13 protein-coding genes and 1 pseudogene are annotated in these 22,683 nt (G+C 49.2%); 12 read left to right on the top strand and 2 right to left on the bottom strand.

The window, feature by feature from the left end:
• Nucleotides 1–4: 4 nt before the first annotated feature.
• The 8 genes and pseudogenes from IEY46_RS22705 to IEY46_RS22670 all read left to right on the top strand — a co-directional run bounded on the left by IEY46_RS22705 (nt 5) and on the right by IEY46_RS22670 (nt 9,552).
• Nucleotides 5–979 carry a Gfo/Idh/MocA family protein gene (locus IEY46_RS22705; RefSeq protein WP_188995291.1) on the top strand — a complete coding sequence of 325 codons (975 nt, stop codon included), beginning with the start codon at nt 5–7 and terminating at the stop codon, nt 977–979.
• A complete protein-coding gene (locus IEY46_RS22700; RefSeq protein ID WP_188995289.1) occupies nt 976–4,017 on the top strand; it encodes a glycosylhydrolase-like jelly roll fold domain-containing protein in 3,042 nt (1,013 codons plus the stop codon). Before IEY46_RS22705 ends, IEY46_RS22700 begins: the two co-directional genes overlap by 4 nt.
• Nucleotides 4,014–4,990: pseudogene (locus IEY46_RS37085) on the top strand (Gfo/Idh/MocA family oxidoreductase); the annotation flags it as partial. The gene IEY46_RS22700 and the pseudogene IEY46_RS37085, both read left to right, overlap by 4 nt.
• A gap of 30 nt (nt 4,991–5,020) precedes the next feature.
• Nucleotides 5,021–6,010, top strand: coding sequence for a Gfo/Idh/MocA family protein (locus IEY46_RS22690; protein WP_188995287.1), 990 nt, complete (start codon nt 5,021–5,023; stop codon nt 6,008–6,010).
• Nucleotides 6,011–6,202: 192 nt separating this feature from the next.
• Nucleotides 6,203–7,210, top strand: a complete 1,008-nt coding sequence (locus tag IEY46_RS22685; RefSeq protein WP_188995286.1) for a Gfo/Idh/MocA family protein — start codon at nt 6,203–6,205, stop codon at nt 7,208–7,210.
• 288 nt (nt 7,211–7,498) lie between these two features.
• On the top strand, nt 7,499–8,029 hold the full coding sequence (locus IEY46_RS22680; RefSeq protein ID WP_188995285.1) for a 6-phosphogluconolactonase: 531 nt from the start codon (nt 7,499–7,501) through the stop codon (nt 8,027–8,029).
• Nucleotides 8,026–9,243 (top strand): Gfo/Idh/MocA family protein, encoded by a 1,218-nt coding sequence (locus tag IEY46_RS22675; RefSeq protein WP_188995284.1) that lies wholly within the window; start codon nt 8,026–8,028, stop codon nt 9,241–9,243. Before IEY46_RS22680 ends, IEY46_RS22675 begins: the two co-directional genes overlap by 4 nt.
• 12 nt (nt 9,244–9,255) lie before the next feature.
• Nucleotides 9,256–9,552 carry a hypothetical protein gene (locus IEY46_RS22670; RefSeq protein WP_188995283.1) on the top strand — a complete coding sequence of 99 codons (297 nt, stop codon included), beginning with the start codon at nt 9,256–9,258 and terminating at the stop codon, nt 9,550–9,552.
• A 470-nt stretch (nt 9,553–10,022) separates the two neighbouring features.
• On the opposite strand, the gene IEY46_RS22665 is transcribed toward IEY46_RS22670, so the two are convergent.
• Nucleotides 10,023–11,597 carry an MFS transporter gene (locus IEY46_RS22665; protein WP_188995282.1) on the bottom strand — a complete coding sequence of 525 codons (1,575 nt, stop codon included), beginning with the start codon at nt 11,595–11,597 and terminating at the stop codon, nt 10,023–10,025.
• Nucleotides 11,597–12,040 (bottom strand): SRPBCC family protein, encoded by a 444-nt coding sequence (locus tag IEY46_RS22660; protein ID WP_188996126.1) that lies wholly within the window; start codon nt 12,038–12,040, stop codon nt 11,597–11,599. The genes IEY46_RS22665 and IEY46_RS22660 overlap by 1 nt, the downstream gene beginning before the upstream one ends.
• 1,022 nt (nt 12,041–13,062) lie before the next feature.
• Here IEY46_RS22660 and IEY46_RS22655 point away from each other — a divergent pair.
• The 4 genes from IEY46_RS22655 to IEY46_RS22640 all read left to right on the top strand — a co-directional run bounded on the left by IEY46_RS22655 (nt 13,063) and on the right by IEY46_RS22640 (nt 22,676).
• Nucleotides 13,063–13,518, top strand: a complete 456-nt coding sequence (locus IEY46_RS22655; protein ID WP_188995280.1) for a DUF2269 family protein — start codon at nt 13,063–13,065, stop codon at nt 13,516–13,518.
• Nucleotides 13,519–13,571: 53 nt separating this feature from the next.
• The gene (locus IEY46_RS22650; RefSeq protein WP_188995277.1) at nt 13,572–14,321 is read left to right on the top strand and encodes an SDR family oxidoreductase; all 750 of its coding nucleotides are present in this window, start codon (nt 13,572–13,574) and stop codon (nt 14,319–14,321) included.
• 92 nt (nt 14,322–14,413) lie between these two features.
• Nucleotides 14,414–14,779, top strand: coding sequence for a cytochrome-c oxidase (locus tag IEY46_RS22645; RefSeq protein WP_188995275.1), 366 nt, complete (start codon nt 14,414–14,416; stop codon nt 14,777–14,779).
• A gap of 70 nt (nt 14,780–14,849) precedes the next feature.
• Nucleotides 14,850–22,676, top strand: a complete 7,827-nt coding sequence (locus tag IEY46_RS22640) for an S-layer homology domain-containing protein (RefSeq protein ID WP_188995273.1) — start codon at nt 14,850–14,852, stop codon at nt 22,674–22,676.
• Nucleotides 22,677–22,683 lie beyond the last annotated feature (7 nt).

Here is a 22,683-nt window from a genome sequence, read left to right as displayed (position 1 = left end):
ATCCATGAGCATAAGATTTGGAATGATTGGTGCAGGCGGGATTGCTCAGTATCATGTGAAAGCACTGACACGTATTCAGAATGTGCGTATTGCAAGTGTGTTTGATATCAATCCGGAACAGGCATCGAAGGTTGCCAATGAAACGGGAGCCACGATTGCAACTAGCGCAGAACAATTACTTGATAACAAGGAAATCGATGCTGTACTGATCTGCTCACCACAGTTTGCAAGAGGTCAATTAGAGGAAATAGCAGCAAGTCGTAACCTTCATCTACTTGTGGAGAAACCTTTAGGCCTCAGTATGGAGGACGTCATTCGCAAGGGGCGGGCCATTCGTGAATCAGGTGTGATCAACTCAATCGGGTATTGTTTAAGATATTTGGACACTGTGCAGATGGCCAAGCAATACTTACAAGGGAAGCAGGTTCATCTCGTTCAAGTTCATCGATACGGCACAAGACACTCAGCAAAGTGGTGGAATCAGCTTGCTATGTCAGGCGGGTTTCTCGTAGATGCTGTCACCCACCAAGTCGATCTTGTGCGCTATTTGGTTAGTGAGTTTAACGACGTATATGCGAATTTTGGCCGTCATGTTATCCAGCAAGAAAGTCCGGACTCGACTATCTATGACGGTGGCGCCCTGTCATTCACACTATTAAACGGGGCAGTAGGAACGCTAACAGAGTCCTGTGTATCCCCTTATTATAATGGTTCGGAAATTAAAATATTTGGTCCCGATTACTATTTGTCACTCAGTGCTAATGGAATGCAAATCACAATCATTGACGAGAACCAGAATGTAACGAAAACTTCGAAAATGAATGCGTATTATGAACAGGATAAGCGGTTTGTGGAGGCCGTTGTTTCAGGCACTTCGCAACATGTGCTATGCAACTATGAAGATGCTTCAAAAACGCTGGCCGTCACCCTTGCAGCGAATCAATCTTTTATAGAGCGGAAAAGCATGAGTCTAGTATGAACGACTTATCGATGATGTCTCCGATGTCCTTTTGGTTTCTAAATCATCTGTTGGAAGACGACGAATTAATATGGCAGTTGGATGAGATGAAGAGCAAAGGATTCAGAGGTGTGTTTATCCATGCGCGTGATGGTTTGGAGACACCGTACTTATCTAGTAGCTGGATGGAGAAGGTAGGTGTGATTGTCAATCACTGTGAGACAATTGGCCTACACGCTTGGTTGTACGATGAAGATCCTTATCCTAGTGGTTCTGCTGGAGGCTTGGTTGCACTCAATCGACCGGAATATCGAGCAAAAGCACTTTTTCTAGAATCAATGGATTGCTCGGGTGGTGAGGTGCATTTCGATTTTCCCATTGGTCGCTTATTAAAAGTTATGGCTATTCCTTTAGTAGGTGAAGCAGATGCTAGCGAATGGATTGATCTAACGGAGCACACAGGTCAGGTGCGCCTTGACTGGAAGACGTCATATGTCCATCAGTGGCACTATTACACTCCCTATGAAGATAGCGGCAACCCACATTGGCGTACTTCTACAGCAAGATCAGTGTACCGAACACTTGCAACGCTTCCTGAAGGAGAATGGAAGATATGTGCCTTTGTAGAACGCGATTTCAGTGCTACCTCAAGGGGGGGATATGCAGATTTATTGAACCCGGAAGCGGTTCGCTATTTCCTTGAATTGACACACGAACGCTACGCTGCAAGGTTTGGCGGGAAGTTCGGCACGACGATTATAGGCATGTTTACGGATGAACCGAAAATGCTTGGTGATGTTGCTTGGACGAAGGGATTTGCAGCCTATTTTTATCAGCTGTTCGATTATGAGATAACAGACTTTTTACCTCATTTGTTTTTTAAATTAAACGATAGAACAGATCAGGTTCGGTTCGATTATCGCTATGCGCTGAGCCAACTTTTCTTGGCATCGTTTGTCGCCCCGATTGCGAAGTGGTGTGAGACGAATCATATGTTGAGTACAGGTCATCTAAGCCCTGAGGAGGATCCCATCGGTCAGACACGGTGGACGCCCTATCTTATGTCACTACTGAAGCCATTCGATCTCCCAGGTACGGACCTTATCGCTGGTTTGATCGGGAGCGAGAGTACGCCCCTGCTTCATCTAGGGCCAAAACTGGTCAGTTCTGTCGCACATCACGGAAACAAAAGAGGAGTTTTGGTCGAGGCATTCGGGGCAAATAGTTGGGCGATGAATTTCCGTGATATGAAGCGGATGACGGATTGGCTGTTTGTGATGGGCGTAACAGACATCGTTATGCATGCGCAATTTTACTCCATTGACGGACCGCGTAAGCGCGAAGCACCACCTTCTTTGTTTTATCAATCAAGCATGTGGCCGTTTTTCCAGCCGTACTGTGAAGAGTTAGCCGCTCTATCAAAGGTATTGAATGAAGGCAAGCATCGTTGCCATTTATTACTCTTGTACCCACAGAGTTCGTTCAGCGTCTATTATCCTGATCGAAAGCAGGAGATGGAAAGGCTGCGCGAGAGAATGGCTAAGCTTCAGCATGAGTTACTATCGCATCAGTGGGATTTTGACTGGGTAGATGAAGAGACTCTGCTAACGATGTCGATGGATGACGGTACGTGGTGTAGTGATGAGGAACGATATGATGCACTTCTTGTATTCGGTGATCATGTGGAGAGCGGTGTGGCAGCCTATTGTCAGCAAGTGCTTTCACAGGATGCGCAAGTGTGGCTGGTCGGCCCTCATCCACAGATCATGCGATCTAAGGGGAGACCGGGCGATACGGTAGCTTTAACTGAACCTTTCTGGTCGCATCATGTTGAAGATGACCGTATTATTGCAGCACTTGAAGCATCGATTGCGCGAGATGTTACGCTGTATAGCGAAAACGATTGTAGTGACGGAAGCCCCGGAACGACATCCGGTCGGGTGTGTGATATTTATATGTTGACTCGTGTTATCGGGTCGCACATACGCCTGTTTCTTGTCAATGCGCTAAATAAGTGGAGAACGGTTTATATAGCGGTGCATACGACGGAAGTGATCAAGGAAGTCATGCTCGCACCGCACGGTTCGACTCTAATAGAGTGGGGCCCATCCGGATGGTCAAGTCAGGCTGAGTCATCGATCAATGGAAGCAAGGCAATTCATCGTGCTAGACTGGCCCTTGCTCATGAGATGCCATCACAAGTATGTGATTTGTCAGGGCACTGGTCCATCCGTCCACTTGAGGACAACGTGTTGGTATTGGTCGATTGGCACTGCTCATCGACGGAGTTGCTTTCGATTGGTTCACCCATTACTACATTGCCGGCCCACAACCTGACACGTCAACCAAATCGTGACATGCAGTCAAATGAGCATGCTTATTGTCGGTTTTTCGTAGAATCCATCCCAGATGAAGTAATGCTGGTGACTGAATTATTTACATTACAACAAGCCTGTGTGATTAGCGTTAATGGCATAATACTGGGTGATAAGCCTCAAAGAAGACGTAGATTTGATACGCATAATTATGAAATGAACATTGCATCACTTCTGCATAAGGGGTTGAACTGGCTACAAGTCACATTCCCGGATGGGGGTATGCTTTGTGATCCATTACGACTTTATGGCAAATTCATCGTGTCATTACCTTATGTTGGTTCATCGACAGGTTTGCTCCGTGAAACACCGCAATGCCGAGAACAACATGGTTTAACCGATTGGACACAGCTTGGGTATCCACATTATTCCGGAACGATGGTCTATGAGAAAGAGATAATCCTTCCGAATGAATGGTTGTCGGATAAAGTAGGAAGGGCCTATCTAATGATCGGTGGAATAGCAGATGTTGCACATTGTACTGTCAATGGAATGGATGCCGGTATTGTGTATGACGAGCCATATGGATGGGACGTAGCCCCCTATTTACAAGCAGGTATGAATCAAATAACACTACAGGTCACGAACAGTTCGATTCATATGATGGAAGGGATCGAAGGACATTCTGGTCTAAGCGATTTTATAAAATTGGTGCTGGTGAACGAAGGGGAGAAGCGAGAATGAAAGTTGCAATAGTAGGTTCCGGAGGAATGGGACACTTGCACGCCTCGGCCTTTGCAGCAATGCCGGGTGTCGAGATCGTAGGTGTATGTGATATTTATTATGCACTTGCAAAAGAACTGGCGTATAAAGCTAGCACGCGTGCATTTGTTTCATTCGAAGCATTGATGGGCACCGTGAAACCCGATGTAGTCAGTTTAACGATACCTAGTTATTTGCATAAGGAATATGTGCTGAAAGCAGCTGGTTTGGGTGTGCATGTGATTTGCAAAAAGCCGATATCGCTCTCTTTGGACGATGCATATGAGGTTGTTGATATTTGTGAAAGGCATCGTGTCAGATTGTTCGTCGGCCATGTTGTGCGATTCTTCCCGGAATATGTTCAGATGAAAGAGAAAATCGATGCAGGCAATATTGGTAAGGTCGGGGTGGCTCATCTGAAAAGAGTGGGCGGGTATTCGGATGATGTGAGACCATGGTTTAAGGAAGAGGAGAAGAGTGGCGGGGTTATTGTTGACTTAATGATTCACGATATTGATTTGTATTGTGGACACTTGGTGAAGTCAAGTCGGTGTATGCGATGCGCCGTCGTGAGGATCAATTTGATTATGCCTTGGTTACGTTAGTATTTAAAAGCGGTGCTGTTGCGAACCTTGAGGGGTACTATGGATATCCGGGAGAATTTCGCACCGCCGCTGAGTTTGCGGGCACCAAAGGTGTTATTCGCAGTGACAGCACAAAGGCGAAGTCGGTGCAGGTTCGCAAGATACGGGAAATAGAGGAGGGAGCGCGTTTTGTTGAGGTTCCTGGGAGTCCGTTGATTAACGCCCCTTACTTTATCGAGCTTGAGCATTTCATGAATTGCATTCGCGAGAACCTTGAACCGATCGTATCGGCGAGGGATGCATGCTTGGCACTTGAAATTGCCAGTGCAGCTCAGGAATCTACAATAACCGGCAAAGCTATATTGTTCTAGTAAGAACTCTGACGGGGAGGAACTTAGGTGATGAGGAAATTAAGAATAGGGATGATCAGCTTCGCGCACTTCCATGCTTTTTCGTTCTTGAACGCATTGCGTAACATGCCTGAGGTGGAAGTTACGGGGATTTCACACGAAATAAGAAGCAGAGTAGAATCGGTGTTGGAGCAGACGGGTATTGCCTACTATGAGGATTATCGTGAGCTGTTGAAGACGGATATTGACGCTGTCGTCATCTGCTCCGAGAATGTTAAACATGCGGCTCAGACGATAGATGCAGCAAATGCCAAGAAGCATGTATTATGTGAAAAACCATTGGGAATTTCGGTTGAAGAGATGGAGCGGATGATTGCCGCTTGTGAGGTCAACGGAGTCCAATTGATGACCGCATTTCCGTGCCGTTATCTTACTGCTGTGGTCCAAGCCAAGCAAGCCGTGAATCGGGGAGAGATCGGGAAGATCGTGGCTATCAAAGGGACGAATCGCGGTACATTCCCAGGCGGATGGTTCGTGAATCCACAACAGTCCGGCGGCGGCGCACTGCTCGATCATACTGTGCACGTCATGGATTTGATGAACTGGTTCCTAGCTGGTTCCAGAGTGAAGGAAGTGTATGCTTATGCGGCAACCTTGTTCCAAGAAGGCGCCGAAGTGGAGGATGCGGGCATGATCCATATGAAGTTCGATAATGGGGTATTCGGTGTGATTGATACAAGCTGGTCAAGTCCTAAATCCTTCCCGACTTGGGGAGATGTCACGATGGAGATTGTCGGGACCAAAGGGGTAATTTCCGTAGATTCATTCGCGCAGAAAAACGAGCTATTCTCTGATGATATCGGCAAGGGGATATACAGCTTCTGGGGAGACGGCATGGATAAATATATGGTGAAAGGCTTCGTCGATGCCGTTCTGAACGATAGCCCTGTTCCGATCAACGGTCTCGATGGCCTTCGTTCGGCAGAGGTCGCGCTAGCCGGATACCGCTCCGTCAAGCTGGTACAGCCCGTGCAAATCTAGCTTCAGCAGGGTTTGGTGAATGAACTTCCATATACTAAAGAGGAAAAAGTCAGGAATGCAATTTCATAGCTAGTGTCAATGGGATTGAGCTGTGTGCGTTAACGACTACGGGGTATGTGATTAGTCTACATAGGGAGAGTATGACTTCATACTTATCTAGCAATTTAAATATCAAATAAGGAGTGTTAGCTTATGACGATAAAATTTGTAGTAGCGGGTACAGGTTGGGCTGCGGTTGAATATTTAAAAGCAATAAATAAACAAGACGATTCGGAAGTATATGGAATAGTAACGCAAGATACAAATCGGGCTAAATCTTTATTAGAACAATTGGGTATCGAGGCTAGGATCTTTACCGACTATGAGGAAGCCGTTAAAGATGCGAGTGCGGATGCTGTGGTGCTCTGCTCAACTCCTGACGTACGACCTGAACAGGCCATATTAGCTGCACAGTATGGAAAACATATGGTAATTGAGAAACCAATGGCAATGGATAGGGTTTCGCTCGAAAAAATGGCTAAGGCTATTCAGAACAATCCGGTTCATACTGTAGTCAGTTTTGTGCTGCGATGGAATCCGTCATTTGAAACGACAAAGGCGCTGATAGAAAATGATGCATTAGGCAGAATATATATGGCCCAAATAGACTATTGGCATTTTGTTGGTCCACAGTATGGTCAACATCGTTGGAGTAGTAAGAAACGACTAGGTGGGAGTAGTATGCTTTCCGCGGGGTGCCATGCAGTGGATGCTGTTAGATATTTTGCGGGTGAAATCTCTGAAGTAAGTGCCTACAGTTGTGCGACGTGGAAGAACTCTGAATATGAGTTCGATCCGAATGCGATAGCGATATTTCAACTGAAAAATGGTGGGCTTGGGAAGGTCTCCTCGTCATTGGAATGTAAAACACCTTATAAATTTAACATCCACTTATTGGGGGAAAAGGGAGCGATTATGGACAATAAACTGTATAGTCATATACTACCCGGCCAAACAGATTATGCGGTCATTCCTACGATCCTACCAGATAGCGGGGATGTATCGCATCATCCTTTTAGCATGGAAATTGATGAATTTGTGCAGGCGATCTTGTACGATAAAGCTATTCGTTGCGATTTCTTTGATGGATACAAAACAATGGAGGCCTGTATCGCAATCGACGAATCGATCGCTAGTGGTCGAGGGGTAGTTATTTCCTAGATTACGAATGGTTCAAACAAGAAAAGAAATATCGTCGTCTTCCATCATCTCCAGAAGATCCATTGCCTCAATTTATTCGTATTATTCGCGAGTGTCACACTGACATTCCTATTCGGCGATGAGTACTCCAGTGATTACACTGTAAACGGCATCCATCCGACTGACCTTGGATTCATGAGCATGGCCAAGACACTTGAACCCATTTTTAGGGAGCTGTTGAAAGACGTCTAGTAGAGTCAGATAATGATTAGCATCTTCAAGATAACAATATACGGAGGTTGAATAGAAATGAAAATAGAAGTAGCAGAGACGCATCCGGCCAGTTTTCGCAAGTATTTGCAGGAGCGATTTCTTTCCTATGCTGTTGGAGCCAAAGCTCATTTGGTTAACGGGGAGAAGGACATTGCCAACCATTTTGCAGAGCTGACCCGGGATATTCGTCGAGCGCCGCTCGATTTGTCGCTGATCGGAATAGGTGAGAATGCCCATATTGCTTTCAACGATCCTCCTGCCGATTTCAATTCGACCGAAGCTTACAAGGTTGTTGAATTGGATGTAGCTTGTAAAGGGCAGCAGGTGCGCGAGGGTTGGTTTGAATCGCTAGAGAAGGTGCCGAATCAGGCAATCACAATGACGGTGCGGCAAATTCTCGATAGTGCAACAATCATTTCCTGCGTGCCCTATCAAGTAAAAGCGAACGCGATCAAGCTAACTCTGAGAGATGAGACAACCGCGCAGGTGCCGGCATCCATCCTGAAGACACACAAGGATTGGCGTCTATTCCTGGATCAGGAATCGGCTTCGGAACTGGACGTATGAAGAGGTTTGCAATTGTCGGCGCAGGCGGCAGGGCTATGCAAATGTTCGCTGTTCCGCTGGCCGCCGAGCTAAAGACGGACGTGGAGCTTGTCGGTGTGTATGATGTTAATCCAGTCCGTGCCCGATTGCTAAGCGACGCTGCCCACGGCATGGCCGTGTTCGACGATTTCGACCGGATGATTCAGGAGGCGAGGCCGGATTCGGTCATTGTGACGACTCCGGACAGCTTGCATGATTATTATATTATCCGCTCTTTGGAAGCGGGGTGCGATGTGATTTCCGAGAAACCGATGACAACGACTGCAGATAAATGCAGGGCGATTTTGGAGGCGGAACGAAGGACGGGTAAGAAAGTGACGGTGACCTTCAACTGCCGCTTTATGCCCTATGTGGTTCGAGTGAAAGAACTGCTTAAAGAAGGTGCGATCGGTCGAATTCATAGCGTTGCACTTGAGTGGTCGCTGGACAAGAGTCATGGAGCGGACTACTTTCGACGTTGGCATCGGCAAATGAGCAATAGCGGCGGGCTATTGATTCATAAATCGACGCATCATTTTGATATGGTCAATTGGTGGTTGGAGGACGAGCCAGAGAGTGTGTTCGCGAACGGTGATCTGTCGTTCTATGGACCGACGAGAGCTGAGCGCGGCGAGAGATGCTGGACATGCCATCATAAATCTACTTGTGAATTTCATTATGATATTTCGGAAAGCGACTTTACAAGATCGATGTATCAAAAAGCGGAGCAGGAAGATGGGTATTACCGAGACCAATGTGTATTCGGGGACGACATTGATATCTACGATACGATGTCGCTCAGTGTCAAGTATGCGAAAGGGACGCTTTTGACTTACTCGCTACAAGCGTACAGCCCTTACGAAGGCTGGAAGGCAACCTTCATCGGTACGAAAGGACGGCTAGAAGCAGAGGAATATCAAAGCGGCTTCGAGAAGGAAGAGATGAACGAAATTCGCCTTTATAACCGTGCAGGGGAACGCACGACTTTGCACAGCCTGAAAGCATCGGGCATCCATGGCGGCGGAGACTCTATTCTGCGGAGAATGATATTCACAGACGATGTGTCGGATCCGCTTGGTCAGAGGGCGGGCTCTAGAGCAGGCGCGATGTCGCTGATTATTGGTGCGGCTGCCAACATATCTATTGAGGAGAAACGGTTGGTTGCGATTCGAGAATTACTGCAAGAGGTGGAATAACCTTAAAAGCTTATGAATCAAACTAAGATTGTATCCGGATTACATTACAAGACAGGGGAACCCGTTCAGGTTCATATGACGGATGGGGTTATCGACCGAGTAGAGCCGTTGATGAATCGGACAATGGAACATGCAGGGGATTTGTATTGGATTGGCCCGGGGTTTGTTGAATCCGCCGCTTTTATGGATCTAACTGTTGGTTTGGCTAAGGGAGCTCCAGCGGACTTGATTACCTTCTCATGGGACCAGTGCCATAATCTGATGCTGCACGATGTATATAAACATGTAGCTGAAACCCCGGCTTCTTGAGGCTGAGGTTCCAGCTTATGTGGATTTGACAATGATCTGAGCCTAGTGAGCACCTACAAGGTGCTCTTTGTCGTTACGGGCGTGCCTAGGGGCTCGCTATAATTATACTGAATTTCTTGGAGGTGGAGAAATGCGCTGGCAAGAAGTACAGGAACGGTTTCCGGAGGAATGGGGTGTTTTGGGGACTGCGAAGGCTCACTCGGAAGCATGGACTAAGGCATGGAGATTGATGGAATTATCGGATTTGATTTTATGAAGGCAGCTGGTCTAATGATCGCCTCCACCATGAAAGGCCCGACCTCACGCGGTCGGGCTCAGGCTGTCGAGACTTTCTCGATAGCCTGACCGCATATAATGCGGCTTTCATAGTTTACATGTTTTTGTCATCTGACAGTAATCAAACATTTCGTACATTATGCAACCGGGGTTCCGTCCAGTGTTTGTACTTTGTACATTGTTTGTACTCTCTTTCATTTTTCAGATACAGCCGCTGAAATTCTGCCAGGTTCTTGTGTCTCGGATGTACCGATCGGCCTTTTTTTCCAATACCGTATCACCGCGATTATGGCAGATCCGAGCATCAACGCGCAGCAGCATGCTGCAACCACATTCAGTCCGCTCGTAAAGGCTTCGTGTGCTCCGGTCAGCAGCTTGTCTGCAGTCTTTAAACTTAAGCCTTCTGCAGCGGCTGTGGCACTGGCGAGACTATCCCGGGAAGCCTGCGCTACAGAAGCGGGGATATCAACTGGCATCGTATCCTTGACTCTGCTGCGGTAAACTACCGTGCCCAGGCTGCCTAAGACGGCGATCCCAACAGCAAAGGCAAATTCACCGCTGGTCTGCAGCATCGAGGCAGCGGAACCAGCCTTCTCAGGCGGGGCTGACCCCACGACAAAGTCGCTGGCCAGGCTCTGGAATGGGGAAGCTCCAAGGTTAAAGAGTGTATAACCCCCTGCCAGGAGCATAAGACCCGAAGCAGGGGAAATACGGGCCAGCAGCACGCATCCAGTGGCCGACAAGATCAGTCCTGCTCCTATGAGAACAGCAGGTCGAACTCTCCGTGCAATCAGGGGGGACAGCAGCATACCACTCATGGAACCGATCACTCCTGGAAGCATCCACAGCCCTGCTTGAAGTGGTGACAATCCTTTAACAAATTGGAGATACTGAGCGATATACAGCATCACCGCACCTGTCATGGTAATCCCGAACATGCAGGCAAGAGATGTGCTGAAGGCTGAATTAGTAAACAGCCGCAAATCGAGCAGTGGGCTGGAAAGCCTCTGCTGCCGCTGTACGAACAGAACACCAATCAGAAGCCCCACCAAAATAATCACGATTGGAAGTGTTTGAAAACCATGCTTGGCTGCTTCTTTAAAGCCGTAAACGATCGGCAGAATCGCTCCGAGAGATAAGCCTACACTTAAAAGGTCCACACGTTCCCCATCGTTCTGGCGATACTCCGGCAGCAGGAAGGGACCCAGAATCAGCAGCAGCACCATGACAGGTACTGCGAGCAGAAATATCGATCCCCACCAGAAATGCCCCAGCAGCGTTCCACCAACCACCGGTCCAAGTGCCATGCCACCCATGGAGCAAGTCAGCCATATGCCGATGGCAAATGATCTCTGCTTGTGGTCATGGAACATATTGCTGATAAGTGCAAGTGTCGAAGGCGAAAGTGTTGCTCCCGCGATTCCAAGCAGTGCCCGGGCAGCAATCAACATCCCTGCGCTCTGTGAGAATGCCGCTAGAATCGAAGCGGCGCCAAATGCGGCTCCCCCAATCATGAGCAGCTTGCGCCTTCCAATCCGGTCGCCGAGCGTGCCCATCGTAATCAAAAACCCAGAAAGCATAAAACCATAAATATCCATGACCCATAGCTGCTGCGTGCTATCTGCCCCAAGAGCAGCACCGATATGCGGCAGCGCGAGAATCATTACGGAGACATCAATAGATACAAGGAGCGCGGGTAATGCCAGCACGGCAAGACCAATCCAATCCTTTATTCCTGCCTTCATCACTTTTCCTGTCACAGCAATCATTATACCTCCTGCCTCCGTGCTTCCCCGAGTATGTCCAGCATTGCCTTCGTACCACGCTCACGAACTGCCGGGGTATCGTACCCATCTAGGAAAGCACCATGCTCTGTGTAAATCAGGTGCGTGCCATTCTCTACAGCTTTGAATTGTACAGACACCACAGATACCGAAATTCTTGCATCGCCTTGATCCATCGAGTAGGTATACACAATGCGCTCATCCGCAGCAATCTCCTGGAATAGAGCTTCATAAGTATAAATCTCGCCTCCAGGCGAGCCACCGCGGTGGATTTCCCGCCCACCGACTGTAAAATCAAACGTGTCTGCTTTCGGGAACCAGGTTGCTTTAACTTCAGGGTCTGACCACGCTGAGAAGACACGCGATGGCGTAGTGTTATAGGTACGTTCGTGCACAAAAGTATCATGGACTACAGATCGTTCATTCATTATTTTCGCCTCCTTGTATGGGATCTTCTTTCTTGTTATCATTTGCGAGAAATCACCAAGCCGGTCAAGACTATGCGCGATACTCGTCCGTCTCTCCAAAAAATAATTTTCGTGACTCTTCTTCGTCATGCTTAACAATTTGGTGAAATCCTGAGTCGTAAAGTGCGGATTATTAACCCTGCCAACGTGGCGAGCTCGCCGACTTTCCATTGATTCTCCATAATCATCCCCTTTGAAGCTCGCTGGTCGTTTACCGGTAGCTTAACTATAAAACATGACGTCACGTTAGGATCAAGAGGGAAATGGAAATTCGAGCAGAAATACTTATTCTGAACACTATTTTAATCAAAACAAATGCTCGTTCAGCATGACGGTCAATCTGAACCTTTTAACCAAATCCCGTACTGCTTCGTATGGAATATCATTACTCTCTATACTATTAGGCGTGTCTTCAAACCAAGCCAGACTAAGCCAGATGGCAAGGCCCTGAGCTTTGCGCTCGACGGACAGCAAGTTCTTGAGCTTTTCCCCCTGGTCGTCATTTCGATATCGTCGATTGCTAGACCATTTCAGCAAACAATCTAAACAACACGCGGCGATGAATTGTGGTTTTACATACCTACGGTTCGCCTCCACCATGAAAACCCCGACCGTGCTAGGTCGGGGTTTTGTGTTGTCAAAATTCACCTTAAGTTATCTCAAGTTATCTCGATTTACCTGACATGTTTGGCTTATTCTTTTCTGATATTTCTGTGGGAAGAAACTAACTTTGCCGCCAGAGGACGGCGCAACCGTTTCTTCTTGGGTTCTGCAGCAATGGTTTGGTCAACGTATAGTTCCAAAACTATACGTTCGTATAATTCCTGGAGCCAGACCCGTCATGGTAAATTGAATGGCGTGAGAGCCGGTGTACCATACGTTTGAAGCTTATCGAGGGGGAGTTGTATATCGAAAGGTCATTTAAAGAAGTGTCCGGATGACATGTCTGACGAACGAAAGATGAAAGATTGGAGTGGTGAACAATGGAATGGCTTATATGGATTCATGTGCTGTCAGCGATTCTTGGCATTGGACCAACTTATTTCGGTCATATTTTACTCCGGAAGAAGCAGCAAAGAGAGCAGCTTCTGCAATCACTCGTACTGTTCAAGCTGCTTAACTATTTCCCGAAAATCGGCGGTTCTATTGCTGTTGTGTCGGGGGTGGCGCTTGTTGCCTCTTCAGGCTGGAAATTTTCCGATCTATGGATTCTGATTTCCCTCGTGTTATATGTACTCATTCAGGTGGTTGCGGTGGGCATGCTGGGTCCTGTATTGGGTCAATTGAATCAAGTGCTGAGCGTTGGGGATGAAAAGGCAAGTGATCCAGAGACAACGGCAAACAAGACGGCTCTTCTCACAAAAGCCAACCAGCTTTACAACACGGCTTCGATTCTGGGCATCGTATTAATCATTTTAATGATTGTCAAACCAATGTGAGATCTGAATTTGACTGGGAAAGAACAGCACTTAATAAGAGGAGGAAACGAAAAATGAATTTACATGGAAAAGTCGCTTTCATTTCAGGAGGGGCACGAGGAATCGGAGCTGCGGCGGCGCTGATGCTGGCCCGGCAGGGGGCTAAGGTTGCTGTGAATTATATTCTGGATGCAGATTCTGCTCAGGCGATCGTGGATCGAATTCGTAATGCGGGCGGGGAAGCAGAGCTTGCAAGGGCGGATGTGCGCGATCCTGAACAGGTGAACAAGGCTGTGTCACATATTCATGCAACACTGGGAGACATTGATATCCTGGTGAACAATGCGCATATGTCCTTCGTGATGAAACCGCTGATGGAGATGCACTGGGAGGAATTTGTCCAGAAGCTGAATGATGAGATGAAGACAGCATTTACGCTGACACAAGCCATTCTGCCTGGCATGATTGCGCGAAAATATGGAAGAATCATCTATATTTCCAGCAATGCGGCGGACACACCGCTGCCTTATATGGCGGCGCATGGCTCAGCCAAAGCAGCGCTTAATGCCTTTGCAAAATATGTAGCTCTGGAGTGTTCCCCCTATGGTGTAACGGCGAATGTGGTCTCGCCCGGACTGGTCCAGACGGATGCGTCGAGTGATACGCCGGAAACAATCAAGCAGCAAGTTGCTGCCATGACACCCCTGCAACGGGTGGCTATGCCAGATGACGTGTCGGGCGCAATCGCTTTTCTGGCCAGTGAGGAGAGCAGGTTCTTAACAGGTACATGTACGAATGTGAACGGCGGAATAAATATGGCGTAAGTCGGCACCGCAAATTACAAGGTGCTCGTGGTCCTCGCAGGACGATATTACGGTTCAAAGCAATGGCTGTTATCTCTAGGAGGTTAATGAACATGGCAAGGAAAATGATGATCGGGTCTACCTTTTATTTTGTTATAGGTGTTGTCATGGGATTGGGGATGTCCATATCGAAAGTTTACACATTATCCCCGGTTCATGCGCACACCAATTTACTGGGCTGGGTGTCCATGGCGCTGGGAGGCGTGCTATACCATCTGTTTCCTGCTGCAGCGAATTCATTGCTGGGGAAGTGGCATTTCTGGCTCCATATGACCGGTATTCCGCTAATGATGGCAGGATTGGCCGGCTTGCTCTATTCAGAGAGCCCGGGATTTATCATTGCAACATCCATTGGTGGCATTTTTGTTGTAGCAGGGGCCATTTTCTTGTTTATCAATGCGATACGCCATGTCAAGTAAGCAGCTTGATACGGACGCTCAAACCGGTACGGGATAGTTGAATTTATAATAGAAGTGAGGTTCAAATGTTATGGATATGTTGTTAGCGAGAAGGTTGAGTTCCTTGCTGCTCATCCTGTCCTTATTTGCTCAGCTGGCATTCGGTGTGGGGCAGGCTGGGGCAAGTGATGTCGGCTTAAACAAACTGAAGCCGGAGGAGCTTATACCGGAATGGGCGATAGAACCGATTGCCGAGATGACAAGACTTGGCGTTATAAAAGGCTATGAGGACGGTGCTTTTCGGGCGGAAAGCAGTGTTACGCGGGCGGAAATCACCGTTATGCTGCTTCGGTTCGTGCAATCGACTTCAATGAAGCTGCAGGATGAGCAAGCACCGACCTTCCAGGACGTCGGGAACGAGTGGTTTGCCGATGATGTCCGCCGCGCATCCCGGCTCGGGATTGTGCAAGGAAACGAATCAGGTATGTTCAGACCTCACGCTGCTGTGAGCCGCCAAGAGTCAGCGGTGATGCTGAATCGGGTTGTGCAGCTGACAGCAGCGGGAGCCTTGTCCTTTAAGGACCAGAGCTCGATTCCGGATTGGGCCCGGCCGGCTGTTGCTGCTCTGGTTGAAGCCGGTGTGCTGCAGGGTTATGAGGATAATACCTTTCAGGGGCAGAAAAGCATAACAAGGGCGGAAGCGGCCGTTATTCTGCATCGTGCCAAGAAGCTTGCAGACGCAGGAGAACCAACAGGAGGCAAGGCGGAATCAGCGGCTCTGACGATCAAGGCCAATCAATCGGACGGGTCGATGCTGGCGCAGGCCGATGTGTTTATTCATGAGAAAGGGAAGCGGATGTATCTGATGTGGGGACGTACGAATGAGCAGGGTGTTTGGACGGCTTCGATCCCATACGGAGATTATGATGTGCATATCGTGAAGGAGGGGTTCGCAGGCTACCAGTCTATCGATTTCCAGAAAGGACGAACGGATTTGGAACTAACGGCCCAGAAAGCCGCACAGATTGAAGGCACCGTGCTGAGAGCAGACGGCAAGCCGGCGGCAGGCATTTTCCTCTCCTTTACGTCCAATCCGACGTTTCATACGGTCACGGGCATGGATGGTACGTTCCGCGCGAGCGTGCTGCCCGAGAAGACGTACCGGTTGACGCTTGTTGAGGATGCGGGCTTGTCGCGGATCTTTGCAGAAGGTGGGGGGCCGGCGTCTATTTATGGAGCGGGCGGTTCAGCATTTCCCGGATTGTCTCTGCTGGATTCGGAGTTGGCGCAGATACCGGACTGCGGATGCCATAAATATGATGCGGCTCAAACCTATACCTCATTAGGGGCAGGGCAAACGCTGAAGATGGGTTTGGTATCGATTGACGGTGCCCGGCCCATAACAGCAGCAGGAGGCAATGGCGGCGGCTCAGGATTGAATCCGAATCAGCCTGATAACAGCGACACGACACCGCCGGCCGCACCCGCAGGCCTGACCGGCACGGCTGGTAACAGCGTGGTGGTGCTGAACTGGGCGGCGAACAGCGAGAGCGACCTGGCGGGGTATAAGGTGTACGTGTCAGAAGACAATGGCTCGACATGGGACGCTGGAACGAAAATTGCGGGAGGTAGCGTGACGAGCCATACTGTAGGTGGACTCACGAATGGGGTATCGTACCGCTTCGCGGTAACGGCGTTTGACGCTGCCGGCAACGAGTCGGTGAAGTCGGCCGGGGTGACTGCGACCCCGCAAGCGCCTCCAGAGGGAAAGCCGCCGGCTGCACCACGCGGATTAACAGGCAAGGCTGCTAACACGCTGGTAACTTTAAGCTGGATGGCGAACAGCGAGACCGATCTGTCGGGATACGAGATTTACTATTCTGCAGACAACGGTGCAACCTGGACCAACGGACCCAAGCTCGGCAGAGTGACCGAAACTGAGGTAACAGGCTTGAGGAATGGTACTGCCTATAGCTTCACTATATCTGCCTTTAATACGGCTGGCGAGAGCTCGGCCCGGGCCGAACCGATCACGATCACGCCGAAGGGCACGAACGGGACGCCGGACCCGGTTGACGTCGCAACCCGGATTCCAACGACGGCGCTGCCTACCTTCCATTCCACAGTCAAGTTTCTGTATGCGGGAAATGAGCCGCTGCAAACCGGTGTCGCTGAAGGAGCCATTGAAGACAGTCTCGTGTCCGTTGTTCGCGGTAAGATACTGGATGCGGCAGGTCAGCCATTGGCAGGCGTAGGGATTCGTATTCTGGATCATAACGAGCTGGGTGCTACGAGAAGCCGCACAGACGGAATGTTCGATCTCGCCGTAAACGGCGGCGGCGGCCTGACGCTGCAATTAACCAAAGACGGATATATGCCTGTTCAGCGTAAAGTAACGGCAACAGCCGGTAGATATGAGACACTGCCGGATGTGGTACTGAAAGCTTACGATACGAAGGTGACCCTTGTTGACTTGAGCACGGCAGAGAACGTTCAGGTGGCACAAGGCTCTCCGGTAACGGATGCAGACGGTACCCGGACGCCTTCGGTGCTCTTTCCGGAAGGGACGTCTGCAACGATGAAGCTGCCGGATGGGTCGGTCGTGCCGCTGCCGGAAATTCACCTCCGGGCTACCGAATACACGGTAGGAGAGAACGGACTGAACGCCATGCCGGGTGACCTGCCGGATTTTGTCGGCTACACGCATGCCGTTGAACTATCTGCTGATGAAGCTGTGAAAGCGGGAGCGACAGAGGTTCGATTCAATCAACAATTGTATTACTATGTGGAGAATTACCTCGGATTCCCGGTCGGTGAAGCCGTGCCTATGGGCTATTACGACCGTGAAGCAGGCCGCTGGGTAGCGTCGGATAACGGGAAGGTCATCCGCATTCTCAGTGTTGACGGGGGAATTGCCTCCATCGATCTGGACGGAGACGGTGAAGCTGACAGCGCGGAGAAACTGACAGCGTTAGGGTTTTCGGATAAGGAAAGACAGAAGTTAGCCGGTATGTACACAGCAGGACAAAGCTTGTGGCGCGTACCGATTGAGCATTTCACGCCTTGGGATTGCAACTGGCCCTACGGTCCGCCGCCTGATGCCGAGCCTCCGATCGACAAAGAGCCGAACAGAGAACACGAGGAGGAGGATCCATGTGAACAAGCGGGCTCCATCATCGGCTGTCAGAATCAGAGCTTAGGTCAAGCGATCCCGATTGAAGGGACGGGAATGAGCCTGAATTATACCAGCACGAGAACTCCGGGTTATAAGGAAAAATCGAAGCTAACCATTCCGGTCAGCGGAGATTCAATTCCAGGCTCGCTGCGTTCGATGAGCGTCACGGTCGAAATCGGGGGCAAATCATTTAGGAAAACGTTCAGTCCTGCCCCCAATGTTTCGCATACCTTTCAATGGGATGGGATCGATGTTTACGCAAGAAAGCTGGTCGGTAAGCATCCCTACAAAGTAACGGTATCCAACAACTACGACCTTCAATATTATGCGGCTTCAAGTGATTTCCAGCAAAGCTTTGGACGGCTTAGCGGATCAGGAGTGGTCATCGGAGGGGTAAGAGAAACAACGAAAATACCCATCTCCCGTGTCTGGTATGGTTCTTTGGAGAGTCCAAACAATCCGTTCGAACAAGCGGGAGTCGCAGGCTGGAGTCTGGATGCGCATCATATGCTCAGTATGGAAGAGAATGTGATGTATGAAGGTGACCGCAATAAGAAAACAGTGTCTCACAAAAGTTTGAACAAGAAGGATCTAAGCGGGCTTGGAGATGACTACTATCCTATAGTGGATGATGCAATCTTCCCTGGTCCTGGAAATTCGTTCTATTTTAAAGCGGAAGGGGGAGTGAAAACCGGCAGGCGGCATCAAATTATTGCACGGTTAAATAATGATGGGAGCTTCCAAAAGAGTGACGAATTCCCGAGTGAGCAATACGGAGAAATAAGTTCTGACTCCATAGGGAATGTGTATCGATACTCGCCAACTACTAACCGGATTTACCTGAAAAAATTTGACGAGACACATTGGAATGTTTTTGCGGGGACGGGGAACCGTGCAAGCCGCGATATCATCGATGGGGCTCTGGCGGTCGAATCGGATTTGTATCATATCTTCAGTATGGCTGCTGCAAGCGACGGAACCTTGTATCTGACTTCACACAACCCGGTTGCACGGCAGAATATATTTTACCGGATTAGCGCTGACGGCCGTATTCACATGATGGGCGATGAGAGCACAGATGGGGCAGACAGTGGCAGGGCCACCAATGATACGATTGGCAACGCGACTATGGTCATGGCGGGTTCTGATGGTTCTGTTTACATTGGGGATAACAGCTATGCCAGCTATGGTGGCGGTATGCAATATGCTTCAAGAATAAGGAAAATAAGTCCCGATGGTATAATAACAAAGTTAGCCGGGAAAACACCGTATGTTTATACCCCGCAAGTAATCGATCACGGTGTGGATGCGAACCAGGCATTATTTTACTTGAAGAAGATGTTCATGGATGGTGAAGGTAATCTGTTGTTCGAAGCTTATTCATCTATCTTGTCATCATCACTATTGCTTTATAAGGTCAATAAGGAAGGCATTGTGGAGGAAGTAAACCTCGATCATGTAAATGCAGCGTCCAAAGCTTCTCTGTCATTGGCTGCGATAGACTATAACGGCAGCTTCATTTATAACCAATATAACAATATCTACAGGCATGATAGCTCGAAAATCAACCTAGCAGAAATCCCGGAGGAGGATGGGTTGTCGGTGAATGCTTTTGATCTCGCAACAGGGAGGATCATGCAAAATGTAAGTGCGTTTTCCGGTGCTGTGCTGAAAGCATTCTCGTATGACGATGAAGGCCGCCTGCTGTCGATATCCGACCGGAGTGGAAATTTGACCCGTATTGAACGCGATGAGCAAGGGAAACCGACGGCGATCGTGGCGCCAGGCGGGCAGCGGACGATACTCGAGGTAGATAGCAGCGGCGAGCTTACCTCCATTACGAACCCCGCAGGGGAAACGTATCGAATGAAGTACGAGGACGGAATGCTCACAGAATACATGGATCCGGAGCAAGGCGTTAGCCAGTACGCTTACGATGCCAGTGGGAGGCTCGTGAAGGCGATCAATCCGGAGGGTGGAATCAAAACCCTGGAAAAAACATTCATCAACCAAGGCTATAGCGTGATCTTTACGGATCCGAGCAGCCGCACAACAACGTATGAGACCGTGATTGCCAAAGGCAAAACGATTCATACGCTGACAGACCCCAATGGGTACAAGACGGTGACGGAGAAGATCGGTGAGCAGAGCGAAACGGCATTACTGCCAGACGGCACCAAGGTTCGTAAAAAATTCGGGACAGACCCGCGTATGGGAAAGAATACGCCGTTTGTTGCGGAGTTAATCTACACCTCGCCTGACGGCAAAGAAAGTAAATTCAAAGAAGAACGGTCTGCTGTGACGGATAATAACAATGAGTTGGTGTCGTACATGGTCAGGCATACGCTTAACGGCGATGTTTCCACCATCCAATACGATCGGGCAGGCCATAAATTTACGGAAACAACGGCTGAAGGCACCAAGACCGAAACCTATCTGGATGAAAAAGACAGGGTTAGCAAGGTGGCTTGGCCGGAAACCGATCTTTTCCCTATTGAAACCTTTTACGATTCGATCGGCCGGATGGAGCGGGTCCAACAAGGGGAGAAATTTATCAGCTATACGTATAACGCTCAAAATTTGATCGAGCAGGAGACAGACGCTTTCGGCAACGTGAAGAAATACGATTATGACGCTGCAGGACGCATGACCTCCATCACCACTCCAGGCAGCAAAATGTATCGTAAAGGATATGACAGCCTTGGAAATTTAACGGAGCTGACGATGCCAAATGGTGCGAAATACGCGCAGCAATTCAACAAGCTGGGTCAATTCGAAGGTTTCGCTCCGAGTTCGTCTGCGCTCTGGTACGCACCAGAGCATGACAACAGCGGCAACCTGACAAAGACCACGCTGCGAAGCGGTCGTGTCATTGATCATGTGCTGGAGCCGGCAGAAGGTAAGCGGCCTGTTGGCATCAATGATGCCGATATTCAGCGTACGTTTACGTACTTGGGTCAATCGGAGGCTGCCAAAACGATCGAAAGCGTGATGCAGCAGGACAGTTCCAGACAACAAAAGATTGAATATGGATACGAAGGGGAAAGCATCCATACGATGACGCTGACAGGGAAAGCGAATGCTTCGTTCAGCTACGCATACGACGATTTCTTCAACATGACCCATATGGCGATGACGGTTGGTGAAGCGGTATATAACACGCCTTTCCAATATGATAACGATGACAACCTGACTCAATTCGGAGCTTTTCAATTTAATCGCGGCGGTCCGTTGAAGGCAGTCGATTCCATGAGTGACGGCAAGCTGGACATTCAGGTGGATTACGACCGGTATGGCAAAATAGACAGCGTCACCTATATGCTGAAGGGAAGTCAAGTATACAAGGCGGCCTACAAGTATGATAAGAGAGACTTCGTAACGGACGTTGCTGTCGATTCGACCAATGGCAGGGAGACCACTCATTACGAATACGATCTGGATGGACAGTTGAAAAGCACGACGCGGATCGGGCCAGGAGGCAATGCCTTTACAGAATCATACAGCTATGATGCGAATAAGAACCGGGTAACAAGTCAGCTTAACGGAGCCGGGGAAGTGATCAGCAGCTACGGGGAGCACGATGTATTGGAGCGTGTGGGGACACTTGCATACACCTTCGATGAGGATGGCTTCCTTAAGCAGCGGGGTTCCGATACGTTCACCTACGGCGTTCGCGGCGAGCTGTTGGAAGCGACGGTGACAAGTGCGGGGAACACCTTCACGAATAATCTTTCCGTTACCGATGTCACCTACGACCCAACCGTTACAAGAGCAACTTATTTGGATACTTTGACGAATAATACCTTCAAGTATACGTATGACGGTCTCAGCAGAAGGGTGGCCAAGGAAGACAGCGCAGGGCGGAAGTATCAGTATTTGTACGGAAATCCCGAATCCCTGCAGCTGATGACAGCATCGGTTGATCCGAGCGGCCAGGTTACGATGTATTCCTATAATGAGATGGGATTGCTCATCGCGCTGGAGCGTGGCGGGGAGCGGTACTATGTCGTAACTGATGCTGTGGGTACCCCGAAGCTGGTGTTGGATGATAATGGTGCTGTCGTGAAGGAGCTGCATTATGACAGCTTTGGTAGCTTGCAATCCGATTCCAACCCCGAGTTTGAGCTGCTGCTTGGTTATGCCGGCGGCTTGGAGGATCGGGATACGGGATTGACGCGTTTTGGCTTCCGTGACTATGACCCGGCTTCGGGCCGTTGGACGGCACGGGATCCGGTACTTATCGAAAGCGGCCAGACGAATTTGTATACCTATGTCAATAACAACCCGATTATGTTCCGTGACCCTTGCGGACAATTATGTGTGGGTGCATCTGTATACGCCGTTGTCGGGATTGGCGGTAAGTTATGCATTACCGAAGAGGGTGTTTCGTCATGCGGGGACACCGGATTTGGCGTAGGGGTTGGAATTGAAGTCTCTCCATTTGAGGATATTGCCAAGAATGAGCTCTCCCTGGAGGCGATGGGGAAGCTGACGGCCGGAATCGGAAATTTGCAGGCGGGTTACAAGCTGGGTATTGACTTCGATACCAATTGCCGAACCGACGGACCTATTGCGAGAGTGGAAGCCGGCCCCTACCGTGTTGATCTGCTCAAACCCAGCAAATCGGCAGTAAAGGGCAACGAAGACAATTTCCAAAAAAAGATTAAAGAGTTGTTTAAGAAAAGCGGTGCAAAAGCGGAAGCGTCCATAAAAGCGAAGCTGTGCAGCAATCTCCGCTGGTAGTCCATGA

It is taken from the genome of Paenibacillus nasutitermitis, assembly GCF_014641075.1.
Taxonomy (GTDB): Bacteria; Bacillota; Bacilli; order Paenibacillales; family Paenibacillaceae; genus Paenibacillus_Z; species Paenibacillus_Z nasutitermitis.
This window is presented reverse-complemented; position numbering and strand designations above follow the sequence as displayed.